Here is a 26,509-nt window from a genome sequence, read left to right on the forward strand (position 1 = left end):
CAATTCCCGTCATTATTATGTATATGTGCATGACCAATAAAATTGCCACAACTGCTTATTGCATCCCCTAATCAGCTCAGCACAACGGTCAAACAGCGCTTTGCCCTCATCTTGTTCTATGCCATTAAAGTACACATAGTCATCCAGTTCAATGCCAAAGCCGCTTTTTTTCGCAGCTGCGGCAGCATTTGGATCGTGGGTGTTTAAATAAAGCCTATCTTTCATAACCTTTACTCCTTTGAGATTTTTTTCGATTATTTTATTACTTTGGCTACCCAACATTTACATCTTTGTGCTGGGCTTACTTCACAATCCTTGCCTGCTAAATCTGTCCATAAAAACTGTTCCAGCTTCGCTCACGCAAGGCTGCCAATCATTTGGATAACTTAAAAATACTCATGATAATTTCTGAGCCGTCTGCAGTATTATCCACATATGAAGCGATATACATGGAAGTTGAAGAAGCATATAATCTCCAATTAGTTTTGTCCCCATCCTTACTATATATTGTATATTGATATTTAACCTCATCTGATGGAGATAAATCGTTCTGGATTTCTTCCTTTACGTAGTTGGGAGAACTGACTTCAACAGTTTTATCTGTATCCTCAATTTTGAATGAATCCGCTTCAATAGTATATTTAGTCCCTGCCATTCTTTCATTCATATAGTCAATAGTTGAAGACGATAAAGGTGATAAATAACTTACCTTCTCAAATGTGTATGTACCATAGAAATCTTGCTTATCGCTGTCGCTGCAGGATGATAAAAATATTAGCAAAATCAGCCCGACCATAAGTATAAATGCCTTTTTCAACCTTAACCCCCCTCACAGAATATAAACATTTATGGTAATTTTAAATTTTTGATAAGATTAGATTACGCCTGATTCAAGTATCGAAAAAGTTTGTTTGTCACAATTTATTTCAGCTAATGCTCCATAAGGCAGACATATCATTGGCTGGTTATGTCCAAATGTCATGTTATAAATTATAGGCAAGTCTGTTAAGCCCAATTCATTTATAACTACTTTTATAATTGCATCTTTGTATTCCTCATAATACTTTTCCTGATAAGGCTTCCCCCATAATATTGCTCTTGCATTTTGTAGAATCCCTTGGCTTCCATAATTTCTTAACCAATATTCTATATAAGTGGGCTCCGGCATATCTTCTGAGGTCTCAAAAAACAAAACGGAATCTTTAAATGCATCAATAGATGGCCATAAGCAAGTCCCTTTCATCATTTCAAGCACTTCGATACAACCACCGATTAAACGGCCTTGCACTTTTCCACGTCCTTGTGTAAACTCATATTCTTGATTTGTTTTCATTGTTTTAGCAATATCCTTATTCTTTTCGAACCATTCAATGCGTTCACCGGTCCACATATCTGCTGCAGGAATATCACCAATAGCAGAGTTTTGGAACAGTACTTTTTCAAACCAGTATTTCGTATAATCAAATATTTTGATATTTTCCGCAAACTCCGCCAAAATAGAAGGGCCATAAAAGCTTGAAAGATTGCCTTTTATGCACATAAAATGTGCAATTGTACTATCAGAATATCCTATAAAAATTTTAGGATTATTTCTAATTATGTCAAAATCAATGTAAGGCAACATCCTAATGCTTTCTTCTCCGCCAATGCATGAAAAAATTGCTTTTATAGATGGCTCTAAAAAAGCATTCATAAAGTCCTCAGCTCTTTTCTCAGGATGTTTGTATAGATATTCAGACCCTTTTAATGTATGATGCATTTCTACAACTTCTAATCCAAATTGTTCCTCTAATCGTTTTTTACCCAGATCATATCTCCAGCGTAAATCAGCATCTCCAGCGCCGCCCCAAGAAAGGCTTACGGCAGCTACTTTATCGCCTTTTGTTAATCTCTGTGGTTTTATCAAGTTTAGCATCTTTTAACACTCCATTTTCTTAGTTTAACGTTTTAAAATCATCAAATACCCTGCGTTAAGAGAATAATGAAATATTTTTAATCATCATTAAGCAGTCCCCCTTATATGACATTACTTTTCTTTATAAAGTAATCATTGAACCCGATTAGCAGTTAATCAATTTCTCTTTTGGCAGCCATCCTTCGTCTCTTTCTGTAAGTTTCACACACCATAACCACCCATTAAGTTCTCTCATGCCTTCTACTATTTCATCCTTCTCAACATTTAGCTCTTTGGCTGTATAATCCTCCAAGATTGTTCCATGCCCATCTTCAATAGCAAGCAGCTGCTCAGGAATCCACCCATTCATCTCATTATCCAATGTGTAACAATATCTCCAGTTCTCCCAATTCTCTGGCCCATTATATTTGTTCCCAACTTTCAGCTTCGTACCTTTTTTGATAGTGATGGGCTTTGGATAATTGCTTTGATGTGCCTCAATTACCCTATAATTCATTTTCAAAACTCCTTCCTTCGTTAACCCTTCTTTAAAAGCTCATCATTGCTGGCCCCTTCAATTATCCCACCCACGGTTCTAAACTGTCCGAGCCAAAACATTAGTGCATCATCACGAATATAATTCTCATCTATATGAACTTCTTTTATCTCTCCAATAAACCACTTATGGCTGCCTTCGTAGTCAATATGATGTACTACTTGACACTCAAGATTTACAGGGCATTCCTCTATAAAATAGCTGTCAATCTTGTTTCCCTTTAGCGGTGTGAAGGATGCCTTCTGATACTTATCTTCATTCCGCCCTGAGATAGTACCGCAAATATGTATTTTATCCAGCTGTTCCTTTGTTGGTATGTTTATTATGAACTCTTTGCTTGATGTAATAAGTTCATAAGTATACTTTTCAGGTTTAATCCCTACCATTACAGACGGAGGCTTAAATGAATAAAAATGAAAGGCGGCAGCAACCATAATATTGCTTTTTACTGTAACAAAAACAACCGGAAAAGAGGGTAATGCAATTATTCCATCAAATAAATTATCGTGCACTTTCTTCATTGAATGATCTCCCCCCTATTTATAAATTCTTCTATCTCCCGGTTATCTAAAATTATTTATTCCTCTTCAAATTGAATAACTTCCAACATTGCTTGCTCTTGATTCTTTACATGACTAAAACACAATCTTTAGCGATTATTACATTATAATCTTACAGTTTCCTCAAAGCCAAACACTCACCTGCACCAAGCTACTTATAACTTAAAACCATTATCTCTTATTTAACTTTGCAATAATATACCCTTTATCTAAATTGTACCTCTTCTTCTTTTATATCTTTTAAATAATATTTCCCACTGACATTGTAAGTAGAATATGTAATGTTGTTTATTTTTTCCATCACTTCTTTAATATCGCCTTCAAACTCTATAGGATAACTATCTTCCAAATCAGTTATTTGACGCTGCAGTTCTTGAAATTCTGTTGATTCTTTTATCAAATTGATGAGTTCTGCATATTTCTTATTCAAAGAAGCATTATGGTCTTGTCTCAAAAATTCTTTAAATTTTTTTGAATGAAAATCCTCTTTAATTTTACTTTGCAATTCATCCTCTCTATATTTTAATGAAGCGGTGTTTATAATTATATGATCTTCTATGACTTGAAAGGGCTTGTCTACATCAATATAATGCTGAAACACAAAATATCTATCATCTATTTGCTTACTTTTTTCTTCTATCACACCATTTTCTATAATCTTGATCTTTTTTCCTACAGCCATTTCATTCTGAAGTCCACCGTCATAAGATATTTCATAATAAGTACCGTCAGCTAAATATACTCCTCTATTATCAATCCATGAAAATATAACGCAATCTTCTATAGGTATTAATTTATCATTCTTTAAGTCATATACACTATCGATAATGTATACATAATTACTATCTTTGCTCCATTGAATTTTATATTCATCAAAATCCCATATAGAATACGGATTTGAAGTGATATCTCTATAATTTTCATATATAACTTTTTCATCACCATTGGATACTAAAATTAATTTTGTATCATCAACACAGTAAATTTCCTTCTCTCCATCCTGAGAACTGCTGATTTTATATCTATCTATATTTTTATTAGTTTCAATGCTATCTGGTTTTTGTTCTAAATTTGATGGTCCAGTACATGAGGTTAAAGATGTGACCATCATTATTGATAATGTTAAACTTAATATCCACTTTTTCATTTTATCAATACCTCCCAGTTTTGGCCGCTAAAGTGTCCTGATCTGCGCAGAAATTTTTTTCAATAATAAGAATGCTATATTTACTATTTTGCATGTATCTTAAATCTTTACCATTATCTTTTCTAACCCAATTTTCATGGAGTTCATAAAGTATTTTTTTATCCATTGTCCATGTCGCAATTAGCACAACTAGCCCGCCTTTTTTTGTGACTCTTAGCATTTCTGATAATACTAAGTCTTTCATTTCAACTAAATGACCGATAGCATTATAACAAAAGGTTAAATCAAATTCCTCATCTTTCAGCTTTAATTCTGCAGCATTCATTTCATAAACTTTTATGTTATCTGGGATTTCTTTTATATTTCTCCGATAAAATCTTTCTAGCGATATGTCCGTTGCAAAAAATCTCACTTGCATATTTTGAAGCACTTAAACTAAACTCTGAGTCTCCGCACGCTATTTCCAATATCTTTTTATTTTTTATAATATCACTCAGGCTTTTTACTATTTCATCAGCTATTTTCATTTTATTTTCCCCCATGTGTTGTGGTTCTTCCACAGAGACTTCCACTCCGCACCCTTGCAAGAATATTTGTATTATGCGAAGCGAGGTACCCAATATAGTGACTTTGAAGAATTCTTATTGCTTAACCTTCACTATAAGAAATGCTTCGGTTACTTTATATTGATATTTAATATCCTTTTTTTCATCATCTCAAAGAAGTCGATATTTATTTCATTCTTAATATTAAAAGGTAGGCTTAGCAGTATTTTTTCTGCAAAGCTCACAAGCTTTTTCACGCCTATTTCTAGCGAGGATGGTGTAAGATTATTAAGTATGTCGATGAACTCATCTTTATATGCTTCAGGCAAGTATTTATAAAGTCGTTTCATACCAAGTTGTGAGTTTCTTTCATCATAGATATATCTCAATACCATTGATATGTATCCAGTCAATCGACTTGCCAGTCCTGTTGCCCAAATAAGATCGTCTCTTGAATAAGCAGCTTCAAATTCAAGCAATGAATAGGTAAACATATTAAAATAATCCGAAACATCTGATACTGTTATGTTTAACGGCTCTTTTATATAAGAATTTAAAACTCCAGGCTTGTCATATATAACCTTGATATCATCGGTCTGGGGTATACTGTTAATCTTGGCAGTATACAAATCAAAATGTAAAGCATTTTCATATACCCCTACTATCTGCGGACATACAAAATTTGATTCTGAATAATATATTAATGGCATATAAGATTCCATATATTTAATCCTATTTTTTAGAAAATCCTTCTCATTTTCCGGTAGTACCACAGCATACATATCTACGTCAGAAAAGTCATCATCTTCATTTCTTGCCATTGAACCTTTCAAAAAAATTGCCTCAACTAACCCGAATTCTAAAATAGCTTGACTTACTTTGCTTATCGCTTCATATCGCGCTATTTTGTATTTCTCTAAAGTGACGGCTTTGAATTTACTATAAATGCTTTCGCTTTCCATAATTTTTCTCCTTTTTATTATTACCCCAGCTTCAATGACTTGCTTTTTATATAAGATTTTCATCCCTCATCTTTTGCAAAGAATTATCTATTGATTTTTCAAGTCCATTTCAAATTCAATTTCATGCTTTATGGGTATATCAAAGTCTCCGAGCAAGGGAATGGACGGTTTTAGCTCTCTCGAAACATTCAATGCATTACGATATAGATTTGTCATATCAAACCCTCGTTTTTGGTAAAAGCGTATAGCATTTATATTATCATTTGTCGTTACCAATTTTATTTTGGTACATTTCTTCTCACGCGCAATTTCAATAACTTTATTTACAAGAGCTGTTCCAATTCCTTGTTTTCCCCTTAAACTGTCCAAAGACATTATTTCACATTCATTGCTCCTGATTCTATATGTCACTAATCCAATAACAGCTTCATTATCATATACGGCAAAGCCATCCAAAACTGTCATGTCAACTAATTCACCTTTAACAACCATATCAGTAGAAAACCAATGTGAGCTAATAAAATCATCAATTTGCCTTCTGTTTTCAGAAGATATTGCTTTTATATCCATTCTTCCAAGCCCCTTCTCATAATGATGCATCAATCGCGTTGCTTGTATTGTAAACTAGAACACTAATAACCTAACTGCTTCCCTACAATAATCACCTTTATCCTATTCTTAATAAACTGTCCTCTTATAACAACAAAATCATTACAAATTCTATTCGGACTTTTACAATCAATACAATAGCCTAAATTAACACAAGGGGTGTCCTTATCCAATCTTTTTGCATCAATTGGTGCAGAATAATTTCTGACCCTCTTTTCGGCTTCCTCTATATCCTTAACAATTTTATTAATCCCAGCTACTAAAATAACTTGCTTAGGGCCGTATAGCATGGGAGCAACTCTGCTTCCATTGCCATCAATATTATAAAGCTCACCGCTTTCAGTTATAGCATTTGTGCTGCAAAGGAAAGTATCGGCTGAAAAGTTCTGAATGTAAATTTGCTTCTTTTCTTCACTTGTGATCCCTCTCTTATATTTATCTAAAAAAATATAGCTGCCCTTACGAATGAAATCTATTACACCTGTTTCAAATAATGTCATTGAGTCACCCACACCGATTACTGAGTTTTCAGCGATGAGTTTTTCCAAAAGCGATATCAGTTCAGAATTATCACTGACAAAGAAACCTTCCATATTGCGTTTTCTTAAATTATTTATAATCCTATCAATTTGCTTTTCTATATACCACGATACATTGTTATCCATCCGTATATTCATCCCTTCCGCCAAAAAATCGCGATTCTTGCCTTGTAATTATTATAAAACAGACTCACAAAACTGTGAGCCTATCTTTCATCAAGCAAGTATATGATTTCTTCTTTGACCGTATCTGTCTGGCTGTATTTAGCAAAACACCAACATAAAAATTTAATTATGATAATATTATAGCCTATAGATAGTATATTTAGAAGGTTTCTACCATAAAATGTACTTCAAATAATGTAGTCTGTCATTGCCATTGTTTTTCTTCCATTAACTTCTTCAATATTGGATAACTTATTATATTACTAATACCTTCCACGAATTCTTTATTCTTATGCTTTACGCTAGCTATCCCATTCTTTAATATTACCGGTACAAGATCTTGATCCAAAGCACCTCGATATGTTGACAAAACACAGTACTCAGCACAAAAACCTGTTATTACAACGATATCTGTTCTGTTTTCTTTTAATATCTTTGCGCAATTTGTTTTATTAAAGCTATTTCCATATTCTTTATGTACTCGATACTCACCAGGCAAGGGTTTTAGGCTATCCAATAAATCAAAACCTTCTTTCCCCGGGATAACTCCATCTTCATCATCCTTATGTTGAATCCAAATAACCGGGCTATTAGTCTCTCTAAACAACGGAAGAATTGCATTGATGTATTCACATACTGAATCCATAGATTCTTTTGCACTTCCCGTATAAAAAGCTTTTTGCAGATCAATAATCATTAAAGCGTAATTCATTAAATAAATCCTCCTTAAATCAAAAATTCTTTTGTAATTACAAGCTCTAACATTTAACAAAGCTATGCTGCTCTGTTTTTATATAAAGCATCCTCTCCGCTTGATTCAGTAACAAAAGCCCCCTCAGCAGCTTTCTGAGGAGAAGCTCCGCCTAACAGAAATAAGCATTCTTTCTGACAATCCTAACTCCCTCTACACATAATGTTTTACATCTTAGCTTTGCTTTACCGTGCCTTTACTCAGATGTAGCGTTGTATAAAGTTCCCTGCCCCGCGGAGCCAAAGCCGCACGGACGATGGCTCCTAAATCTAATAAACTCCACTTTCTTTTATAATTTCCATAGGTTTCTTATTCAACTTAATTTTATCCCTTAGCGCAAAAGATTCATTAACAATCGGAATATCCTTTTTCATTGTTATCAGCTTAATATTTCTATTAATTAAATCTAGCTTTTCTTTTAGCATATTACTTAACTTATCGTCCAGCAAATCTTTTTCGATTACAGTATTTATGTTCCCTAGACTCAATATTTTTTGTGCGGTTTTCGGACCTATTCCCTTTATTCCATTTATATTATCACTTTTATCTCCAACAATAGCCTTATATTCTACTATCTGGGATGGAAGTACGCCCCATTTCTTATATATTCTTTCAGCTGTATACATTATTCCATCTTTCCTACAAGGATTGAATAAAAAGATATTATCATTTACTAATTGATAAAAATCTTGGTCTGTTGAAACAACTATAATTTCATATTGGGCTCTATACTTATGACATATAGATGCAATATAATCATCTGCCTCGTATTCTTGCGCTTCCTTATATTGTATATTTAATTGGTCTAAAACTTTAAATATGTAAGGGAGTTGAGTAAATGGATTTTCATTATCCGGAACATCTAGATAGTTTATTCTATTGCTTTTATATTCTTCATAAGCATCACATTTGCTTGCGATGCTTGTCTCACTATCAAAAACTACAACTGCATGATTAGGAGAGAATTTATTTATATATTTAATCAGTCCACTTACAAAGCCAATAACTGCTTTTATATCTTCTCCTTTTGAATTTTTAATAGTTCCAGGTATACCATAAAACATTCTGAATAATAAGTTATGCCCATCTATTATTAAGCAGCGTTCCATTATAATCTCCTTTTAATAAAAACTTCAATGTCCCCCGCATTGCCGGACATTCGCAGACCTTAATGCAGCTGCGCCTGGTGAAGGAATGTGCAGCAGCTATATACACTCTATTTTTTCAGACCTAATTCAACTAATTTTATATAGTGTGGAATATCTTCTATAATTGGTTTAAAATAAAAAGGCGCATTGCAACAGCCGCATCTCCAGTAGATGTTTCCATCTATTGCATACTCTTGTCCATGTATACATGTGCCTTTTATACGATTCGAGCATCCGGTATCGCCCCATAAAAAAATTTGTTTAACAGAGTCCGGGCACTCTTTTAAATAATCTAAACATTTAGATGCATTTCTAATGCGAAGATACAAGACGAGCTTTGTTTTATTGGATGACATCAAGTAATGATAGGGACCTTTTTTTATTATTTGGCTTTCCTTAGTATAGTAAGCATAGCCAGGTCCTTCGTTTGATTCTCTAGGCCCCGCATGGTAACCCATTTTGCTGAGCACAGCATCCATAGCATAAACAAATTCTTTTTCCTGCTTTGTATGCATTTTGTCAGCGATTATATCTGCACCATATCCATAATTTGCAGTATTCATATCATCTTGAAACAATTTATAATGGCAGCTAAGAAAATCATTGATTCGGTTTGTTGTATGAGCCTTATCCGCCATTAATTTTAGTACAGTTAAAACCTGTGCATTATCAGGATATGATATATAGATGCTTTCATTTGCAATTTTATAATTCTTTAAACCATCAAAATAGAAACCATAGTCACTCAGTCTTTCAAAAATAATAGGAATATTTTTAACATCATTTATTGCTTTGAATTTATTTACATCTGCAACAATAGTTCCGTTATGCAAATCTCCTGCAATCAAAAGATAATATAGGAGCTTAATAGGACGATATGCTGCACTTCTCGACTCCCTCGCCTCTTTAGTAAAATAATTATACTCCAAGGGTTTATGCAAGGGCATTCCGTAGGTTTCCGGGAATTCAGCAATATTACTATATATATTGGTAAACATATTCCATACTTCTTTGAATGCAGAATCAAACTCTTCCTTTGATATATGCTTTAAAAAGCTATCATGAATCTCAAAGCTGTCAGGTAATCGAACAACCTCATCCTGCCTTACTTTTGCCCATTCCTGTACCCAGTAAATATTCTCCACCACCATACACCCTCCTTTTTCACAGGTTCTTATTGTTGTTTCTACTCGATGTTCAAATATCTTCTTTTTCAAACGTCAATATCGTCAACCACTAAAACCTGCTATCTATGTTCCATATTAACGCATTAAATATGCCACCTGTATGTCATAATATTTTTATTTTTGCGAATCAATAATGCTCCATAACTCTACTTACTAAATCTCGACACAGGTACACACTCTGCTCTTAATCAGGAAAAGATATTACTGCACTTTTTTGAAGGAATAAATTGTTTTCATTAATAAAAATGCACTCATAATACCATGCTTATAATCTCACTTTTTAATTGCTCTTGTCGCATAAAAGGTTGGAACATTAAACTCATGAAGCCTACCAGCACCGTTTGTATCTTGATATATATTTGTAAGTATGAAACCTGCTTGTAATTGCCCACCGATTTGTTCTTCAATGGTATGTGAAAATTGAATTCCCCAATCATTCTTTACTGAACTCTCATATAGTTGTCTGTTTTTCAAGGGATTAAATGGCAGTTTATAGGTTATCATTGTTTCATCATCATCAAAAAGATAATTAATACCATTATCTAGTCCTGCCAATAAAATCCCTCCTTTTTTTAATACTCTATAGCATTCTTTCCAAACAGGAAGAACATCCTCAATATAACAATTAGAAACTGGATGAAAAATCAAGTCGAAGGATTCATTATTAAAAGGCAAAGGATTTGTCATATCTGCTCTAATTGTTTTAACCTCATAATTTTCTCTTCTTGCTACTTCTTTTTCACTTAGCAATTGTTTTTCTGAATAATCCAATACAGTACACTTTGCACCTAATGCAGAAAATACAGGTATTTGCTGACCGCCGCCAGAAGCCAGACCTAGTATTTCAGCATTTTTCATTTCGCAAAACCATTCCTTTGGTACTGGTTTAGTAGGTGTTAGTAGCACAAACCATTCATTATTTTTTGCTTTTTCAAAAACTTCATGACTAATAGGCTGTCCCCATTCCCAACCTTCTTCAATCCATTTATCAAAAATTTTAGAGTTTATTTCTGTATATTTTTTATCCATATAAATCCCCCCTAATTAGAAAATATGCAAATCATTATTTCGCCATACCCTACTGTTACAATACTGTTTCATCATAGGTCTCTCGGATAGCGGCCTCTTCTGAAGTCTAATTTATTTTAACTTTTCCTCCAATAGTCTGTTTTTCTAGTGATATAAATCCTCTATTTTATCTTTTATTCTTTTAATTTTTACTCACGTTTGCATTATTATTTTATTCACTCAAGCCACAGAGCAATCCTTTTGTGCTACCATATGTACGGAAAAAGTCTATATCATGAGTTTCCTTACCCCTTCTGTCGCAGCATATTACTATTATTGCTTTCTAATCCGCTATCGTCCTTACAAAATAATTATCATATATAATAAACTTCTTGTCCAATGGAGTATATCCGTTTTTCTCTAATGAAGTCAGCCTTTCTTTTGCTGCCGGAAACGCTTTTGTAAGTATAGATTTTACATCAAATAGAGGGTAAAATGATTCATTTGCTATTTCTAATATAGTGTCAATAATTTTCTGGTTTTCATATTCGCTCTTTAAATCTATTCTTAAAACACCATAGTGATTGAATTCATCTTCTGCTATTCGATGGAACATCTCAATAGTTCCAATTATTTCACCCGTACTGTTTAAGATAATCGTCCATCTCACAAAATAACGGTTACTATATGAAAAATCCCAAAATTCGATTGCCTGTTTCATTCTTTCAAGTGAAGTATAATGAAAATCATCTCCATGGCAATTATCAGAATTAAAAAACGGAACTGAATTTTTGTCAGAGTAACATTTTAACAATTCTTCTGTATCATCTAAATTTGTCTGCCTTAATGTAATGCGAGCATTTTTATAAATTGGACATACTTTATATACATCTTCCATCCATTATCCTCCTGTATGTTATATAAATATTCCTGGCACGTAGCAGCCCTTAAAGTGATGTCTCTTATGCTTGCAGATGCTGTACGGTTATACTCCAGCACCTTTGCCTACGGACTCTTGCGGAAATATTTGTGTTGAATGAGGCATAATTCTCATTTCTTTTCTTTTATAAACCATACTAAAGAGTCTCCAGATATCTTAACAGCTAATCCACCTCTATCCATATCCTCTTCTAATTTTGACAGACCTTTCTCGTATTCCTCTTCCGGTATAAGATGAAACATGGAATAGCCTTTATTTCTTACCAGCTCAACGAAATCCATACCAACATTAATAATGTCGCCTTCACCCATTATTATGTTTTTTAAATACCTAAGTCCATTTTTTTCACCAGCTGTTTTAATTAAGTCTACATCCGGATATCGTTTTTTATCAACTATAGCAGTTGATGGAAAATACTTTACATAAAATCTATTTTCAATTTGCTTGTGTGATTGAGTACAGATGCACAATTTACCTTTATCAACAAGCACCCTGTTTATTTCTTCAAACATCCTATTGATATCAGGTACATGATGAATAACATCTGTCATATATATAAAGTCAAAGAATTTCTCTTCAAATGGTATATTTTCATGATTGCCTTCCACAACGCTGAGGCTGGCATTTTTCTGTCTTGCTTTTTCTCTCATCCCTTCTGACGGTTCAACGCCATAAACTCTCGCTCCCGTAATTCTCTGCAACTTATCTGCATAATTCCCTGTGCCGCAACCAAAGTCCAGCACCTTTGTATTTTCATTTATTATAGTCATTTCTAAAAACATATTTATAAGCTCTAAGTCCGCATTTCTGACATCATCATAGTTTTTTGAGATATTATTATAATTTACTTGCATTTTTGTTACCCCCTGTCATTCACATTGTATTGATTGAGTTACATATTTCACCCAGCTTTGTTGCATGAGCAACATTCTCGAACCAATACCCCCAGGCTATACTTGACAACACCCAGTGCAGCAATAATCAAAATTATAACTAACTCATATTTCTAATATCATAAAATCTATTCACCTTTACCAAAGTCCAAAATTTGAAGTATATCCTTTTGTATATTCTTCAATCCTTTTTCTTGTGCCCATTGATACTTCCTCAGGCAATTTGTTTAACTTAAAGAAATCATATCTTTCAATTTCTCCATCTGTTTTGCCTGACAAAGAAAAATCATCTGAGTAGAAAATAACAATGCTGTCATTTTTGTACTCATTAAAACTATTATAAACCCCAAATAATCTTATAGAATGCAGCTCACAATCTAATTCCTCATACAGTTCTCTCCTGATTGCTTGTTCAAATATCTCTCCTTTTTTCATTCTGCCTCCTGGTAAGTACCATGAATCATGATATGTATGTTTAACCAATAAAATTGTATTTTCTTTCAACAACATAGCCCTCACTCCTATTGTGGTGGGCTTGGTTATTCTCCAAAATATTCTGTTCAAGAAATATCTGCTCTGCTCTTAAGCATGTCCTTAAAACACGAACGCTCATACTAGCGAAGCCTTTAGGACAATGACTCTTATGGCCCCAAGTTATGCAATCAATATCGTCGGCACTATTTCCATTCAGCAGCTAACATGCCGTAAACAACATGGTTGACATAATAATTATAGAGCCACTCAGCCTCTCTTATAATGCCTTCTTTAGACAAACCCAGCCTTTCAGGTATAGCCCTGCTTTTGTAATTTCCCTCGGCGCATCTAATTTCTACTCTATTTAATTTATATTCATTAAAAGCATGATCGATAAATACTCTACATGCTTTTGTCATGATACCTTTTCCCATATATCTTTTATCAAGCCAGTATCCAATGTTTACTGATTTACTATACCAGTTAAGCCCATAGTAGCCTATTACTCCTGCGAACTCTCCTTTATACCATATTCCTGCTTGAAATCCTTCATTTGATGCAAACTGTTTCTTTGTCATTTCAATGAAGCTTTTTGTATCCTCTATTGTTTTAGTACCATCTATCCAGGGTAACCATTCTCTTAAATAATCTCTGCATAAATCAATTGATTTGAACATGACCTCTGCATGATTATTATCAAGCAACCTTAATTCTACATCCTCATCAATCATATACTTAAACATACGCTTCTCCCCCTCACATTAGATACATGATTATTGAACAGTATCCAAAATCCAGTTAGATTTATTCTATCCAATATTCATATGGTGCCAAATCATCATTCTGAATTCTTTTTAATATTGAGAGCGCTTCTTCCTTGTTGTGTGCAGGAGCAACTATACAATGGCCGTCAATAGTGGACCAGCCTCTTGCTCCGTCTACACCGTTTCCTTCACTGTTACCATAAATCTGTACAATAAACTTATTGAAAAAAGCTTTTGTGTGAATTTTACCGAAAGATTCCGAATCCATCCATTCACCATAATCAAGATGATCACTCCCCTCTTGAAAACGCAAAGTTGGAAGTCCTTTGCCTTGTGCAAGCCCATCTTTCATGGTCAATGGGTAGGTATCAAATTTTATATTTCCATCAAATGTATCATCACCAATCAATCTCCAATGATAGGTGCCATCAATTATTACATTGAGCGGTTTGCAGAACGAAGAATCCCCTAAAGAAACTTCAACGGCAGGAATGACCTTATCAATTTTAATAGAAATCGGGAAAAACAGCAGGTAAGCAAATACGACAACTGCACTCCATTGAATATATTTATATGATACCCTTTTCATGTATGTGTCCTCCTAATTTCCAAATATGAAATCTATAACTGTTTCAGAGAACAGCTTTGCTTCTTCAAATCTCGGAAAATGACCGCTCTTACTAAATTCAACGATTTTACCTTTTGGGACTTGGCTCCTAAAAGCGCTAATTTGCTCTTGACTTGTTACATGATCATATTTGCCTTTGATCAATAGTGCTGGACAATTAATATCTTTTAATAAGGGCAAGGCAGATTTAAATATGCTCCCTTCTTCACTCAATTTCTCTGAATGTAAGTAAGAGCCCTCCCAAGCCTCTTGCGGTAGCTCTGAATCCTTTATAATATTCTCAAAGAAGTTTTTTTCTTTATGAAAAACATATATATTGTTTCTTCTCCCTCCAAGGTCATTAAGCAAATACATTTTATCCCACATGCTTTCTGCATCTTTATATACTAATACAGCGTTCTTACACTCATATGCCTTTTCATAGTTGCCTATTTCACAAAATTCATCTGCTGCTCTCTTTATTAATGAGCACGCCGATAACCCGATATCAAAAGTTGGACACTCAAATATGACTCTACTTATAACTGAGGGATATTGATTAATGTAGATAAGTGCTAAATAGCTTCCAAATGAGTGCCCTAAAATCGCCCATGATTTTATATTTAATTGAGCACGAATTGCTTCAAAATCGTTAATGATATTCAGAGGGCTTAAGTTTTCTGATTTTTTAAGATGCTCTGAGCGCAAAACACCCCTTTGATCTACCATGATCACCTTGCAATACCTTGAAAGCTCTTCTGCTTGGTGCAATTTAAAATCATATGAGCCTGCTCCAGGCCCTCCATGGATATATAATAATGCCGGAGCATTGCTTGGACCCAATACCTCAACAAATATTCTCTTATTTCCTATTTGAAAATTATATTCCATTACATGATCCCCTTTTTATCTGCTCGCACTACTCTACTCGTTCAATATCTCTTTTTGCACCTTTTTAGAAAAGCTTTTTATTACTTGCTCATAAGAGTGGTCAATCATTCCATACAGTATATTATCATCGATTTTATTTATCCACACAGTATTTCGGTATGGCTGCTGAACAGGCGGGCAATGATAGCCTCTTACAACAATATCCGGATACTGATTACGAAAAAAGTCCGCTAATATAGGCTCGGATTTCAATGTAATTTTATAATTGCTTTCTTTCGGATAAATTTCAGCAAATATTTTACCGTTTACTTTTATGCAAATGGGCTCTATACCAAATGGATAATCAATATATGCCTTTTTTTTACTGCAACAATATTGAATTAATTCTTCAAGTTTTATCATAATCCTCTAATTGGAAAATCAAAATTGTTCATCGAAAATCCTGATTGAGCAACCATATTCCAAAACTCCTTCCCATAATTCTTTATTATCATAGTTAAAAATAAATTGCTTGTTTCCACTAAATAGCGCAATGATATCTGTGACGTTCCAACATAATATGAAGAATATATATTTAATCGTCTTGGTATAAAAGATTTTTAATATGCTGAGATTCTATGGTAATAAATTCTTGTATACTGGAAAATGTAACATATTTATTTAAAGATATGTCTACATATTCCTTGTCCAAAAATTGACTATGTAAAACAGACTGCTTCATTTTATTTATTTCATCAGCCACTACAACATTTGGAATATCATATCCAACCGAGTCCTCAAGAACTTCCCACATTTCTTTTTGCCGGGGATTCAGTAGGTATAGTGCATAATCCATAGCACATGACTCTTCATGATAAATACTCCCAATGCCTTTTTCTAAGGCTTCTCTATTTTTTAATAGGAATGGCGTCCAGATTTTTATGTTGTTCTGTATATCGGCAAGTATATGAGAACAGTATCCATAAATAAAATCAGCCTCTTCCATATGCTTATTTTTCTGTAAAAAAGCAAGCACATTTTCTAGCCATTCTTGATTATTTGTGAACCTGCCCCATTTTTCATCTCCAACACATAAATGACTTTTCTTTTTCATGCTGCTATTATAATTATCCCTAAAATGTACCGAATCAGGTGCAAGAGCCCCAATCATAAAGTCACAAGGCTTCTTTATTTGTGGTGTATTGCTTAATATGTTGTATGCAATATATAAATGAGTCATTGCAAAAGGCATTTTTTCTATCCTCCATCTTCCCCAATCTAAGTAATATTTAATAAGCCGCCAACTGATAGGCTGCATCTTACAGTCTATTACATATAATGATCTGTTTGCCGTTTTTTCTCCAAAATTACTTGCCAGTTACATACTTGTGCAAATACACTGTCAGGCGGCATATTTTCCCCTAGTCAACCATTCCTGACACCACTTGCAATAATAGAATGGTATAATCCCAGATGTTCTTCCCTTCCTCTATAAACTTTAATCTTTGATTGGTTCTTTCGCTTATTAGTTTCTTTAACTCGGTTAATTCATTATCTGATAATCTATTCTTTTTTAGACAAGCCGCCATGTCAATGCTTTCAAATAGCTGTTCCTTTTCTGACTCAACTATTGCCACTTTCTCAGCAATGCTATTTCTTGAGTCATCAATAACTATAGGAATCGCAATTGCATCAATTTGGATATTATTAAAGCCAAGTTCTCCAAATAATTTAGGTAATCCTACAGGATCAGGCCAATACTTTCCAATGTTATATTCCTTATCAACTTCATCACTTTCTTCAGATAGCTTGTCTAAAAGTTCTTCTTCACGCTCACTCCGCGCAGGCAATGAATCAGGTTCAGTACTTATGTATTTATCTGGTCTTACATACATTACAGAGACTCTTCCCTTTGGCTTGCATACCCGCTTTTGCTCTAATAAAAATTCTTTGTTTGGTACATGTTCTATTACAGTATGTGAGATGCAAGCATTTACCGAATTATCCTCCAAAGGAAGCTTTAATGCATCTCCTTCAAAATAGCTTATATTATGTAAATTCATTCTGATAGCTTTTTCTCTGGCATATTTAATAAACTCTGTATCTCTGTCTATACCTATTATCTTAGATTTTTCTCCTAACCATGTTGATAGTTTTCTTGTAATTGCACCAGGACCGCAGCCAATGTCAAGTATCGTCATTCCTTTTGCAAGCCCAAGCAGGCTTAAAAATAGATCTTTTCTATCATCTCTGAATCTCATCTCCCTACTCAAATCAAGATTTAGAATGCCTTGTATCTTTGTTGACCAAATATCATTTGCCATAAACTACCTCCTCTAATGGCTGTCTTCTTAAACCATTCCAAAATAACGTGTGATTGCTGTTTAAATAAATAAGGATTGATCGCTTTCCATGAAATAGCCCAGTTGTTTACACTCCTTACTCACCCTCTCAGGAATATACGTGTTATATGCCATTTAGCGACCCTGATTTTAGCTTTTAATATGGGTGCTAACAATTAAAAATTTTTTAACTGGGAAATTACTTCATCAACTTTATCGCTTTCAGAAACCTCATTTATATAAGATCTGGTTCGATTATTGCTTAGCATACTCTCCCCATCAAATACTACTAATGTATCCTCATTGATTACCATAGCCACACCTACTATTTCCTTATCGGAAAGAATTGTTACGCTATAGTTGTGTATTCCTTCCTTAACAAGACGTTCTTCCTCTTCAACTGCCAGTTGACGATATTTAATGTCATCCAGTATCTTTATTAAAGAATTAACCTTCGATTTATCTGTTATATCTTTGCTATTGCTATCATAACTTAGTTTAATAGTATCGATATTCAAGCCTTTGGGATTAATTCTTGATTTCTGCGCACAGGATGAAAAGAAAAAGCTACAGATAATTATTATCATGGAAATTATTATTTTCTTACTCATATATTCACATCCCTTTTACACTAATATGTTTGAATACTCCAAACTCATCTAGGGCGCGAGTTCAAACGCTGAATGGCATATAACGCCCACGATTTGGGCCGGATCACCGGAATTCCCCAGATTCATTTCTATTCTATTTGTAATAAAAATCAAATGATGAACCGCAAAGATGGCATTCTGCCTCATACCAACTGTGGCTTGCTCCACATTGACATTTCCATTTTAATTCTTGTTTCTTAAGCCACTCCTCGCAACCTTGTTCCTTTAATTCAGCAAGATTGTGCATAACATCCAAATGATGAGCCCGCCCATCTGATTGAAAGTTCCTCAACATTTCACAAGGAGCTTCAGTACAATCACCACAATGATCAGCTCCTTTATCTTCAGTGCATTCTCTTATTTTACATTCGGAACAATGGGAGTATAACCTATCGGAGCGGCATCCCTGACAAGTGGGTTCTTCGACTGTTTTATCTTTTTGAAGCAATTCTTGTAATAAATGCGCATTTTGGGGAAGAGAAGCCTGATAATGATTACACGCCCCACAATACAAACCACATACTCCTAACAATTTATAATTCACTAAAAAGACCTCCTAACATTTTGGGGTGGTAATATTTTTAATAAAAATTATTACTAGCCCGTCCGGATGACGAACGTCGACTCCCAATATTTACTCAGTGAATAATTCTAATTTCATCTTTACTCATATGAAATATGGAATTATATGAATAGACAAAGCTTATAGACTCATCGTCAAAAGGCAATTCCTTCATATTACCTTATCACCATTCCCATATAAAGGTGTTGTTCCCAAAGACTTTTTTCTAAGATCAAAAGGTTATAGAATGCTAGTAATTGATTCGTACATAGTATTTTATCTTGTAACGAGCTTGATGCAAACAATCGAAATAATGAGAGTTGTGTCAGGCAAACAAAACTATAAGTCTTTCCTTTAAAACTTAATGGGATACCCTAAAGAGGACTGTTCTCTAACATCTGGTATCTCTCCAATGTTGCTGAACCGGACATATAAGTAATACCCCTTGGTGTGATGTTCCCACCCGGTTAAGGGATGTGGTGCACAATACCCAAAAGCATGCCCTAGTGCACCCCTGAGCAAATATTCTGTTATACAATGTTCTAGCCAACTATATACTTTTATCTGCCATAACAGATACACTGAAATTTTCACATAAATAACTAGATGATTCTATTCCATATAGCCACTTACTAAAAAACTTTTTTAAATTTAATCTAGAGACCTTTTCACAGATTTTTTCAAAATCCTTAAACGTTACTTCCTTTTTTCTATTCTCTTTTAGAAAGGTTTTAATTATTTCAAAAAACTTATTATCCCCTACTATTTCATGTAAAACATATAAAACCCAGGGACCTTTAGTATAGCTGTTATATCCCATTTCATTTCTTCCATATTCGCTAATTGGTACACTAAAATTTTTACTACTCTGATTTACGCTTTTAACAAATTGTTGCCTATACCCTTCCATCTTTTCTTTAGCTTCTTCTTCACCAAAAAACTCCTTGATTGCTAATACTTCAAAATAGCTAGCAAAAGCTTCATCGAAAAACCTGCTTCTTTGCTCATAGTACAACTTAACATTAGGATTCCAAATATGTCCTATTTCATGATATAAATGGGTATAATCAGTGCTACCATTATCAAATGCATGCTCTTCCATAAGAATATAGTTGTCCCCTGCTTGTGAGCCATACCCTTCCCTAATTTCAATGATTGTAAAATAGCCATTGCCTTCATAAGGACCGAATACTCTATTGTAATAATCATAGACTCTCTTTACCTCATATTTAACTAAAGTCTCGGCAATCTCCTTATGCTTTGGAAAAGCATAAATACTTAAATTCATATCTTTTTCTTCTATCAAGCAATACTCTGAAATACATATATCAAATCTATGAACTGATTTAGTCGGTTCACTTTTTTCAAAGGTAAAGATTCTTCTATCGTTATCATTATTGATATTCTTAAGAATTCCGCTACAGCCAACCGTATATTCTTTGGGAACGTTCACACTTATTCTATATCTAATGGAATTAAAAAAACTTTCCATCCATGATCTGTCATTTGAATATGCAATAATTGGATATGCTATGCAATCATTTCGAATTATTGAAAACTCTTTATCAATTCTATCTTTAACATATTGCATTACACTTGTATATCCATTTAATTTGCCTTCATACTCAATATATAATTTTAACTCTTCATTTTTCATAAGGGGCTTATCTAGATGAACACTAATATAATTGACCTTAAATTCATCATACTCTGGAAAAGAAACTATTTCTTGTGTAAATTTAATACCAACGTTATTTTCGTATCTTATTTCTTTAACATCTAAATCATAATAAAGCAACAAAGGAATATTCTTTTTTTCAATATCTAAATCGCTTTTTATAGTTAACATTCCCCTAGAGCTAAAGCATTGATCTTTAGGCTCAACGTAAAAATCCAACAAATAACAAATAATCCTTGGTAACTTAACTTCACCTTTCATACAAATTCCTCCTTAAACATATGTCGTAGTTAAGGTAGTACATACAGTTACCTAGCTGCCCCCTCACAGATCCAATATTCTGACTCCAAATCATTTTCTTTTCACTTTATATAAATCAAAGTATTTTTCTTTGTCCAAGCTGACCACCCACCATTAGCTCCGACCAAAACATAATCGTCTTTTTCTGATATAATAAACACATTCATTTCATATGTAATGTTCTTTGAATTTGTTAGCGAGATATCTTCAAACTCACTAATTTCATGAACCTCTGTTCCTGATAGTAGATAGCCTTCAATTGGTTGTATTTCATTGACTGGGGATAATGCATTTTGAGGAACCCATGCAATATGAACTTCAGGAATATCATATACTATAATTTTAACTTCGTACCAACCATTCCATTCCTTGATTGGGGTAAGCAGCTTTCCTTTCTTAAGATTAACTATTTTTGTTCCATTTGGGTACAAACTACCCCAAATGTCCTGATTAAGAACACGCGTCTCAGAATTAATATCTTTTATTTGTTTTGATTCATCGGATAAAACATACCACTTTGGTACCCAGCCTTCTCCTCCGGAATATTTTACATATACCCATTCATCCTTTTCCTCAATTATTTGTACTTTTGCTCCACCATCAATCTCTTCCAAGTTAAGACTTTCCGGTTGAGGGCTAGGATAAATAAATATTTTTGAATTTTCTTTTAACACAACCGAATTATCATCTATATCAATTGAACTTTGTATATAATTACAACCAAATAAACACAGGATTAGAACCAACAAAGATAATACCTTTATTTTCACAATTACCAACTCCCAGTATAGTCAAGAATGAGGCACATCACCACCTCTATAATGCTTGATGTATTCACCCTCAATTTTCATTCCAAGTCTTTCTGCCACTTTTCGAGATTGAAAGTTGTTAGGTCTAATTTGTGCAATAACTTTATAAGTGTTTAATTTTGAAAATGCATAGTTCACACATGCTTTTGCTCCTTCAATAGCATATCCCTTACCCCAGAATTTTTTATGGAAGATTACACTCTTATTTATTAGATATTTATTTGTGAAGCTTTTCATAATCACTTTTAGTTAGCACAACTAAATCTTCAGACACCCTTGTAAACACTACTTTTCTGAATACAAGATCTGCAGCAATTCTTTCAACCGGAAAATTGTCTGCAATTTGCTCCAAACGGAAATATTGCGCGTTCCATCATTTTCCCGTCATTCCACCACTTATGCAAATATTCTTCATCTCCGACATCTAATTGCCTAATAATAACATTCTTTCATATAATCATTGTACTTTTACCCCCAATTGGACCCGGCCACGGATGGCCGGAAAATATGCATTATCTTTTGCCTAACGTCTCGTATTTGCGGCGTCCCTGAACCGGATCCCAGAGATAGATCCCCTTGGCGGTGCTCGCATCCGATGAAGGGATGTGGTGCACATTGCGCCCGAGTGCACCCTTGCGCAAATATTTTGTTGAACTAAACCGCTAGCGCGGTGGCTCTTGTTCCGATATTCCTAATTATCCCATATATTTATTATCTTTTCCAGTACTACATCCTTTAAAATAAGAGTGAATATTTAAAAGCATGTAAAAAGGTTTGAGGAACACTTTGAAAAACATCCGACACGTATGGGAGAAAAGCAGGTTTTCTATGATGCTCGTAACAAAGCAGGTATTGAGGTGCAGGATATATTCCAACAGTTTGCTCCTGCCTATCTTCAGACTCATAAGCTTCCTCTGCAGCATTTGAAGGTCGCCTCCGCTATTTCTTTTTGAGAACTTCCCGGTTGGGTGCTCATACAGATTGCTGTGATGAATGTGGTCATATCCGCATCAGCTACAATTCCTGCAGAAATCGTCACTGCCCAAAATGCCAAAGGCTTGCCCGGGAGCAGTGGCTATCGACCGCGGCTCAGTTCAACAAGGTTTTTCCGCAATCCTATAACCGACAATTGATAAGTTCACATTTATACACCAGTTTGGTTGAAACCATTTTGGTGTTTTTTTCACGGACTGCGGAAACACTGCTGTGTGTTATATGATGTTATACATGGGAACTTTCCAATCATCCTTATTATTAATAATCTTAATGATTATCTTTTCTTATATACTAAGACATATCTCCAAAATAATAATCTTTTGATTTTTACATCTCGTGATAAAAATTTGTGATATACATTTGATAGTTCTTTATATGTCATATACTCATCTAAATGACTATGCTCCTTCCAAGCTGCTGCTTCTTCAGTATCAACACTTCTAACATTCTTTAATGCTTTTAATACATGATTAATTGGCACAGCAATACAATCTAAAAATCTATCAATAAAGCCTTTCCTTTCATACAAATCTAAGACTATTAATTTACCATTTCTTTTTAATAGTCTTTCTATTTTAGGTAATGCCGTTTCTAGATTCAAATGATGAAATGTTGCAATGCTTACAATAAAATCATATTTCATTTCTTCGTTAAGCTCATCAAAATCTTGAATGCTATACTGAATATTCTCTTCACTATGCCGTTTCATAGCTTCCTCAACCATTACAGGAGATAAATCAATGCCATATACTGATTTAACCTTTTTGGATAACTTTTGGGTAAACTCACCCGTTCCACATCCAATGTCTAAAGCATTTCCGTCTGAATTACTGATTTCGCTAATAAGTAATTTTTCATAATGTTGATTATGGTCCCATTTGTCATCTAATAATGCTATTCTATTAAAACTATTAATAATATCTTCCTTCAAATAAAGTCCCTCCTTGTATAATGTAGTCATAAACATTGATAATAAATCAGTCAACCATTTACGAATATTTCAATAAATATATTATCTAATGTTCACAACTCATAATCTAATTCTTAATTTCCCATTTCTTAATTTGGTTTTTATCAATTTTGTTTATCGGAAGCTGTTAACCAGTTAATCCGCAATGGTATAATATCTCCTGAATAGAGAAGATAGATGTTTCCCTCCTGAGTCGTAAGTAATTACATATACTCGTTAAATAGCGTATCATTCCATCAGTGAGAGTTCTGCGTTTTAGCTGGTTGGGTTTCCTATTTAGGAATTACCCGTGTCACTAACAAGGTTGCAGCTTCATTGATAGAAGTGGAATCTCTACTCTATCTCAATTTTTAGAAAAGGAGATATTTGTTATGCCAAAATACTTAAATAGTCTTGTTGTAGGTATCGATGTTGCTTCTGAATTCTCTTTTGTCGCTGTTCTTTGCCCTGATGGTAGTCAATATAGAAAGCCTTTTAAAATAGTTCATACTGCTGAAGGCTTCAACTTCTTAATTGAGCAAATAAAAAAAGCGGAAGAAGAGTTTGCCATGAAGCCTGTATTCTTCATGGAGTCCACTGGCGTGTACCATCTAACTCTTTTCCACTTTCTCAAGGATAACGGGTTTCAAGTTCTCGTTATTAATCCTCTTGTTACTAATTCTAGCAAAAACAAGAGCATTAGGAAAGTGAAAAATGATAGATTTGATGCATTATCTATCGCCAGGCTAGGCAAATATGAAGATATCAAGGTTTCGTCTGATTCAGATATCAACATGTTTACTCTTAAATTATTAATACGTGACTACTACAAGCTTGTTGATGATCGCTCAAGTTTTAAAAAAAAGCTTAATAGTTCTTTGTGCATATCTTTTAGTGGATACCAGAATCTATTTTCTGATATCTGTGGGAATGTCTCAATCAACATATTGAAAAAGTATCCTTCTCCACAAGCAGTTCTTTCAGCTCCAAAGCAAGATATCATAGATATTTTACTTCATTCAAGAAAGGGTCTTGAATGGGCTGAAAAGAGATATTCTAAGCTTATAGATTGTGCTGAAAACGCTCAGCTTGTTAGTCTTTCATCATCAAGGTTATCAATATCCATTACTACTTGTATATCACTTTTTGAAGCCATTGATGCCGAAGCTGCAAAGCTTCTTATAGAGATACAATCTTTCATCAAAAGTGACGAAATGCCTGCTGCCCTATCTAAGAATATATACTTGTTAATGTCTATACCAGGCATCGGATATATTACAGCTATTACGATATTAGCTGAGATTGGCAGCATCGATAAATTCGTCTCTCCTAAGCAACTTGTAGCTTTCTTTGGAGTTGATCCTGCTGTTAATGAATCAGGTAATTTTAAAGGTGATAGCGTCAAAATGTCCAAACGTGGTACAAGGCTTGGTAGAAGAGCTCTTTACGCTGCCGCATTGGCCTCTATCAGAACTAAACGTAATGGAGAAGCCATGAATCAAATCCTGCTTAAATACTACCAAGAAAACCTCAAAGGAAAGAAAGCAAAGGTTGCTTTAGTTGCTATTATGCATAAGCTTATCAAATATCTATTTGCGATTTTAAGAGACCAGCAAGAGTATCAAGTGAGAGACCCTAAAATACACCAGGAAATGTTCTTGAAGAACGCCAACAAGCAAGTAGCTTAGCAGGCTCCTTCTGTATTTCTTTCTTATCATTGTTTGTGTTTTTTAATGATTTTTTTGTCATACCCAAAAATAGAATTAAAGTTTTCAAAAATAATTGTTGACTTTAATTAGCTGGTCTAAATAATTTCACCTATGAATTCTATTAAACAATTTAACAACCTAGTGTACAATATCGTATAACGTTGTTGCATGACCGACATGCCTGAGCCCTAGATAGCTCTTATCTTGGTGAAGGCATGTGTACTGGCTCTTCTCCAAAGCCTGTCCCCAGCACGAACGGTCTTGCTATGTTATATAACGTGGGAGGCCCCGCCTGTTCAGAAGCCGACAGGACGTCGGCTCCTCAAATCTCACAAAGCCATGCTTATCTAATACACAATTTAAGAAGAATGTGCATTAATTCAATCACACATTATGCTCATAATCTTATTACCAAATGCAACTATTTTTTCTGTTTAATGCTTGAGCCAATTGCTAATCCCAAACACATACCAATACTCATACCTATACCTATATTTTTAAAAAGCAAATTACCTACTGTCATCCCAAGACACATACCCAAAAACATTCCTACCACCAAATAATTATCTTCTTCGTTCTCTTCAGAACTGTCGTTGTTTTCATCATTAATCTTTGTATTTTCCTTATCCATTTCATCCATGATTTCAATTTCATCCTCTTTCTATTTTATATATAATCTTTACTACACATAATTCTACAGTTACGAATCTTATCTTTGAAACCTTACTTCTCATTTCCGCCACGCGACGTGTCGGTCTCCGCTTTCGATGGCGTATAACGTTTGGCATGCCCAATGTTCCTTAACCGGACTGCCAGACTCCCTCTCCTTGGCGGTGCTTGCACCCGGTGAAGGAATGTGGTGCGGCTGACTTCAGTGGTTGGCATGGACGCCAAC

General features: G+C 34.2%; 33 protein-coding genes and 1 pseudogene. 3 read left to right on the forward strand and 31 right to left on the reverse strand.

The features are described from left to right. Positions 1-15: 15 nt before the first annotated feature. From AC4HCY_RS16660 to AC4HCY_RS16785, 26 genes are all read right to left on the reverse strand, one after another. Positions 16-225: a hypothetical protein gene (locus AC4HCY_RS16660; protein ID WP_323433732.1), complete on the reverse strand. Its 210-nt coding sequence runs from the start codon at positions 223-225 to the stop codon at positions 16-18. A gap of 148 nt (positions 226-373) precedes the next feature. Continuing rightward, positions 374-817, reverse strand: coding sequence for a hypothetical protein (locus tag AC4HCY_RS16665; RefSeq protein ID WP_323433731.1), 444 nt, complete (start codon positions 815-817; stop codon positions 374-376). 57 nt (positions 818-874) lie between these two features. After that, complete coding sequence (locus tag AC4HCY_RS16670) at positions 875-1,915, reverse strand: S66 family peptidase (RefSeq protein ID WP_323433730.1); 1,041 nt, start codon at positions 1,913-1,915, stop codon at positions 875-877. Between the two features lie 145 nt (positions 1,916-2,060). Next, positions 2,061-2,411 carry an SH3 domain-containing protein gene (locus AC4HCY_RS16675; RefSeq protein WP_491094671.1) on the reverse strand — a complete coding sequence of 117 codons (351 nt, stop codon included), beginning with the start codon at positions 2,409-2,411 and terminating at the stop codon, positions 2,061-2,063. 20 nt (positions 2,412-2,431) lie between these two features. Continuing rightward, on the reverse strand, positions 2,432-2,971 hold the full coding sequence (locus tag AC4HCY_RS16680) for a flavin reductase family protein (protein ID WP_323433728.1): 540 nt from the start codon (positions 2,969-2,971) through the stop codon (positions 2,432-2,434). A 244-nt stretch (positions 2,972-3,215) separates the two neighbouring features. Beyond that, on the reverse strand, positions 3,216-4,157 hold the full coding sequence (locus AC4HCY_RS16685; RefSeq protein ID WP_491094672.1) for a hypothetical protein: 942 nt from the start codon (positions 4,155-4,157) through the stop codon (positions 3,216-3,218). Positions 4,158-4,161: 4 nt separating this feature from the next. Continuing rightward, positions 4,162-4,575: a class I SAM-dependent methyltransferase gene (locus tag AC4HCY_RS16690; RefSeq protein WP_491094673.1), complete on the reverse strand. Its 414-nt coding sequence runs from the start codon at positions 4,573-4,575 to the stop codon at positions 4,162-4,164. After that, positions 4,499-4,684: a hypothetical protein gene (locus AC4HCY_RS16695; protein WP_491094674.1), complete on the reverse strand. Its 186-nt coding sequence runs from the start codon at positions 4,682-4,684 to the stop codon at positions 4,499-4,501. Before AC4HCY_RS16695 ends, AC4HCY_RS16690 begins: the two co-directional genes overlap by 77 nt. A gap of 149 nt (positions 4,685-4,833) precedes the next feature. Continuing rightward, complete coding sequence (locus AC4HCY_RS16700; RefSeq protein WP_491094675.1) at positions 4,834-5,664, reverse strand: nucleotidyltransferase domain-containing protein; 831 nt, start codon at positions 5,662-5,664, stop codon at positions 4,834-4,836. Between the two features lie 87 nt (positions 5,665-5,751). Continuing rightward, positions 5,752-6,234 (reverse strand): GNAT family N-acetyltransferase, encoded by a 483-nt coding sequence (locus AC4HCY_RS16705; protein WP_323433725.1) that lies wholly within the window; start codon positions 6,232-6,234, stop codon positions 5,752-5,754. Between the two features lie 62 nt (positions 6,235-6,296). Then, positions 6,297-6,938, reverse strand: a complete 642-nt coding sequence (locus tag AC4HCY_RS16710) for a lactate utilization protein (RefSeq protein WP_323433724.1) — start codon at positions 6,936-6,938, stop codon at positions 6,297-6,299. 244 nt (positions 6,939-7,182) lie between these two features. Further along, complete coding sequence (locus AC4HCY_RS16715; RefSeq protein ID WP_491094676.1) at positions 7,183-7,689, reverse strand: cysteine hydrolase family protein; 507 nt, start codon at positions 7,687-7,689, stop codon at positions 7,183-7,185. A gap of 308 nt (positions 7,690-7,997) precedes the next feature. Beyond that, complete coding sequence (locus AC4HCY_RS16720; protein WP_323433722.1) at positions 7,998-8,837, reverse strand: 5'-3' exonuclease; 840 nt, start codon at positions 8,835-8,837, stop codon at positions 7,998-8,000. Positions 8,838-8,944: 107 nt separating this feature from the next. Continuing rightward, positions 8,945-10,021: a hypothetical protein gene (locus AC4HCY_RS16725; RefSeq protein ID WP_491094677.1), complete on the reverse strand. Its 1,077-nt coding sequence runs from the start codon at positions 10,019-10,021 to the stop codon at positions 8,945-8,947. Positions 10,022-10,336: 315 nt separating this feature from the next. Next, the gene (locus tag AC4HCY_RS16730; RefSeq protein ID WP_491094678.1) at positions 10,337-11,092 is read right to left on the reverse strand and encodes a class I SAM-dependent methyltransferase; all 756 of its coding nucleotides are present in this window, start codon (positions 11,090-11,092) and stop codon (positions 10,337-10,339) included. Between the two features lie 322 nt (positions 11,093-11,414). Beyond that, positions 11,415-11,969: a GNAT family N-acetyltransferase gene (locus tag AC4HCY_RS16735; RefSeq protein ID WP_323433719.1), complete on the reverse strand. Its 555-nt coding sequence runs from the start codon at positions 11,967-11,969 to the stop codon at positions 11,415-11,417. A 152-nt stretch (positions 11,970-12,121) separates the two neighbouring features. Next, complete coding sequence (locus AC4HCY_RS16740; protein ID WP_491094679.1) at positions 12,122-12,865, reverse strand: class I SAM-dependent methyltransferase; 744 nt, start codon at positions 12,863-12,865, stop codon at positions 12,122-12,124. A gap of 177 nt (positions 12,866-13,042) precedes the next feature. Further along, positions 13,043-13,414: an NUDIX domain-containing protein gene (locus tag AC4HCY_RS16745; RefSeq protein WP_491094680.1), complete on the reverse strand. Its 372-nt coding sequence runs from the start codon at positions 13,412-13,414 to the stop codon at positions 13,043-13,045. 167 nt (positions 13,415-13,581) lie between these two features. Then, positions 13,582-14,121, reverse strand: a complete 540-nt coding sequence (locus AC4HCY_RS16750; protein ID WP_323433717.1) for a GNAT family N-acetyltransferase — start codon at positions 14,119-14,121, stop codon at positions 13,582-13,584. Between the two features lie 61 nt (positions 14,122-14,182). Then, positions 14,183-14,731, reverse strand: a complete 549-nt coding sequence (locus tag AC4HCY_RS16755) for a hypothetical protein (RefSeq protein WP_491094681.1) — start codon at positions 14,729-14,731, stop codon at positions 14,183-14,185. A gap of 12 nt (positions 14,732-14,743) precedes the next feature. After that, a complete protein-coding gene (locus AC4HCY_RS16760) occupies positions 14,744-15,640 on the reverse strand; it encodes an alpha/beta fold hydrolase (protein WP_491094682.1) in 897 nt (298 codons plus the stop codon). A gap of 33 nt (positions 15,641-15,673) precedes the next feature. Next, positions 15,674-16,042 carry an MmcQ/YjbR family DNA-binding protein gene (locus AC4HCY_RS16765; RefSeq protein WP_491094683.1) on the reverse strand — a complete coding sequence of 123 codons (369 nt, stop codon included), beginning with the start codon at positions 16,040-16,042 and terminating at the stop codon, positions 15,674-15,676. Between the two features lie 172 nt (positions 16,043-16,214). Beyond that, complete coding sequence (locus AC4HCY_RS16770; protein WP_491094684.1) at positions 16,215-16,871, reverse strand: zinc dependent phospholipase C family protein; 657 nt, start codon at positions 16,869-16,871, stop codon at positions 16,215-16,217. A 169-nt stretch (positions 16,872-17,040) separates the two neighbouring features. Continuing rightward, positions 17,041-17,943, reverse strand: a complete 903-nt coding sequence (locus AC4HCY_RS16775; RefSeq protein WP_491094685.1) for a class I SAM-dependent methyltransferase — start codon at positions 17,941-17,943, stop codon at positions 17,041-17,043. A gap of 194 nt (positions 17,944-18,137) precedes the next feature. Next, a complete protein-coding gene (locus AC4HCY_RS16780) occupies positions 18,138-18,572 on the reverse strand; it encodes a hypothetical protein (protein WP_323433711.1) in 435 nt (144 codons plus the stop codon). Positions 18,573-18,705: 133 nt separating this feature from the next. Then, positions 18,706-19,155, reverse strand: coding sequence for a DUF3795 domain-containing protein (locus AC4HCY_RS16785; protein ID WP_491094686.1), 450 nt, complete (start codon positions 19,153-19,155; stop codon positions 18,706-18,708). A 193-nt stretch (positions 19,156-19,348) separates the two neighbouring features. Here AC4HCY_RS16785 and AC4HCY_RS16790 point away from each other — a divergent pair, with 193 nt between their 5' ends. Beyond that, positions 19,349-19,531, forward strand: coding sequence for a type II toxin-antitoxin system RelE/ParE family toxin (locus AC4HCY_RS16790; RefSeq protein ID WP_491096143.1), 183 nt, complete (start codon positions 19,349-19,351; stop codon positions 19,529-19,531). Between the two features lie 192 nt (positions 19,532-19,723). Here the strand turns inward: AC4HCY_RS16790 and AC4HCY_RS16795 are convergent, their stop codons facing one another. The 3 genes from AC4HCY_RS16795 to AC4HCY_RS16805 form a co-directional block, all read right to left on the reverse strand. After that, positions 19,724-21,112 (reverse strand): M1 family aminopeptidase, encoded by a 1,389-nt coding sequence (locus tag AC4HCY_RS16795; protein ID WP_491094687.1) that lies wholly within the window; start codon positions 21,110-21,112, stop codon positions 19,724-19,726. Between the two features lie 101 nt (positions 21,113-21,213). Continuing rightward, positions 21,214-21,921: an SH3 domain-containing protein gene (locus tag AC4HCY_RS16800; RefSeq protein WP_323433708.1), complete on the reverse strand. Its 708-nt coding sequence runs from the start codon at positions 21,919-21,921 to the stop codon at positions 21,214-21,216. A gap of 21 nt (positions 21,922-21,942) precedes the next feature. Continuing rightward, on the reverse strand, positions 21,943-22,197 hold the full coding sequence (locus AC4HCY_RS16805; protein ID WP_323433707.1) for a GNAT family N-acetyltransferase: 255 nt from the start codon (positions 22,195-22,197) through the stop codon (positions 21,943-21,945). Positions 22,198-22,766: 569 nt separating this feature from the next. Between AC4HCY_RS16805 and AC4HCY_RS16810 the strand changes: the two are divergent. After that, positions 22,767-23,038 (forward strand): annotated as a pseudogene (locus AC4HCY_RS16810) (transposase zinc-binding domain-containing protein); the annotation flags it as partial. Positions 23,039-23,230: 192 nt separating this feature from the next. Here AC4HCY_RS16810 and AC4HCY_RS16815 read toward each other — a convergent pair. Further along, entirely contained in the window at positions 23,231-23,887 is a 657-nt protein-coding gene (locus tag AC4HCY_RS16815) for a class I SAM-dependent methyltransferase (RefSeq protein WP_323433705.1), read from the reverse strand. Positions 23,888-24,297: 410 nt separating this feature from the next. On the opposite strand from AC4HCY_RS16815, the gene AC4HCY_RS16820 reads away from it, so the two are divergent. Continuing rightward, a complete protein-coding gene (locus tag AC4HCY_RS16820) occupies positions 24,298-25,593 on the forward strand; it encodes an IS110 family RNA-guided transposase (RefSeq protein ID WP_491094688.1) in 1,296 nt (431 codons plus the stop codon). Between the two features lie 442 nt (positions 25,594-26,035). Here the strand turns inward: AC4HCY_RS16820 and AC4HCY_RS16825 are convergent, their stop codons facing one another. Then, the gene (locus AC4HCY_RS16825; RefSeq protein WP_323433448.1) at positions 26,036-26,254 is read right to left on the reverse strand and encodes a DUF2700 domain-containing protein; all 219 of its coding nucleotides are present in this window, start codon (positions 26,252-26,254) and stop codon (positions 26,036-26,038) included. Positions 26,255-26,509 lie beyond the last annotated feature (255 nt).

It is taken from the genome of Lutispora sp. QWL-02, from assembly GCF_058315355.1.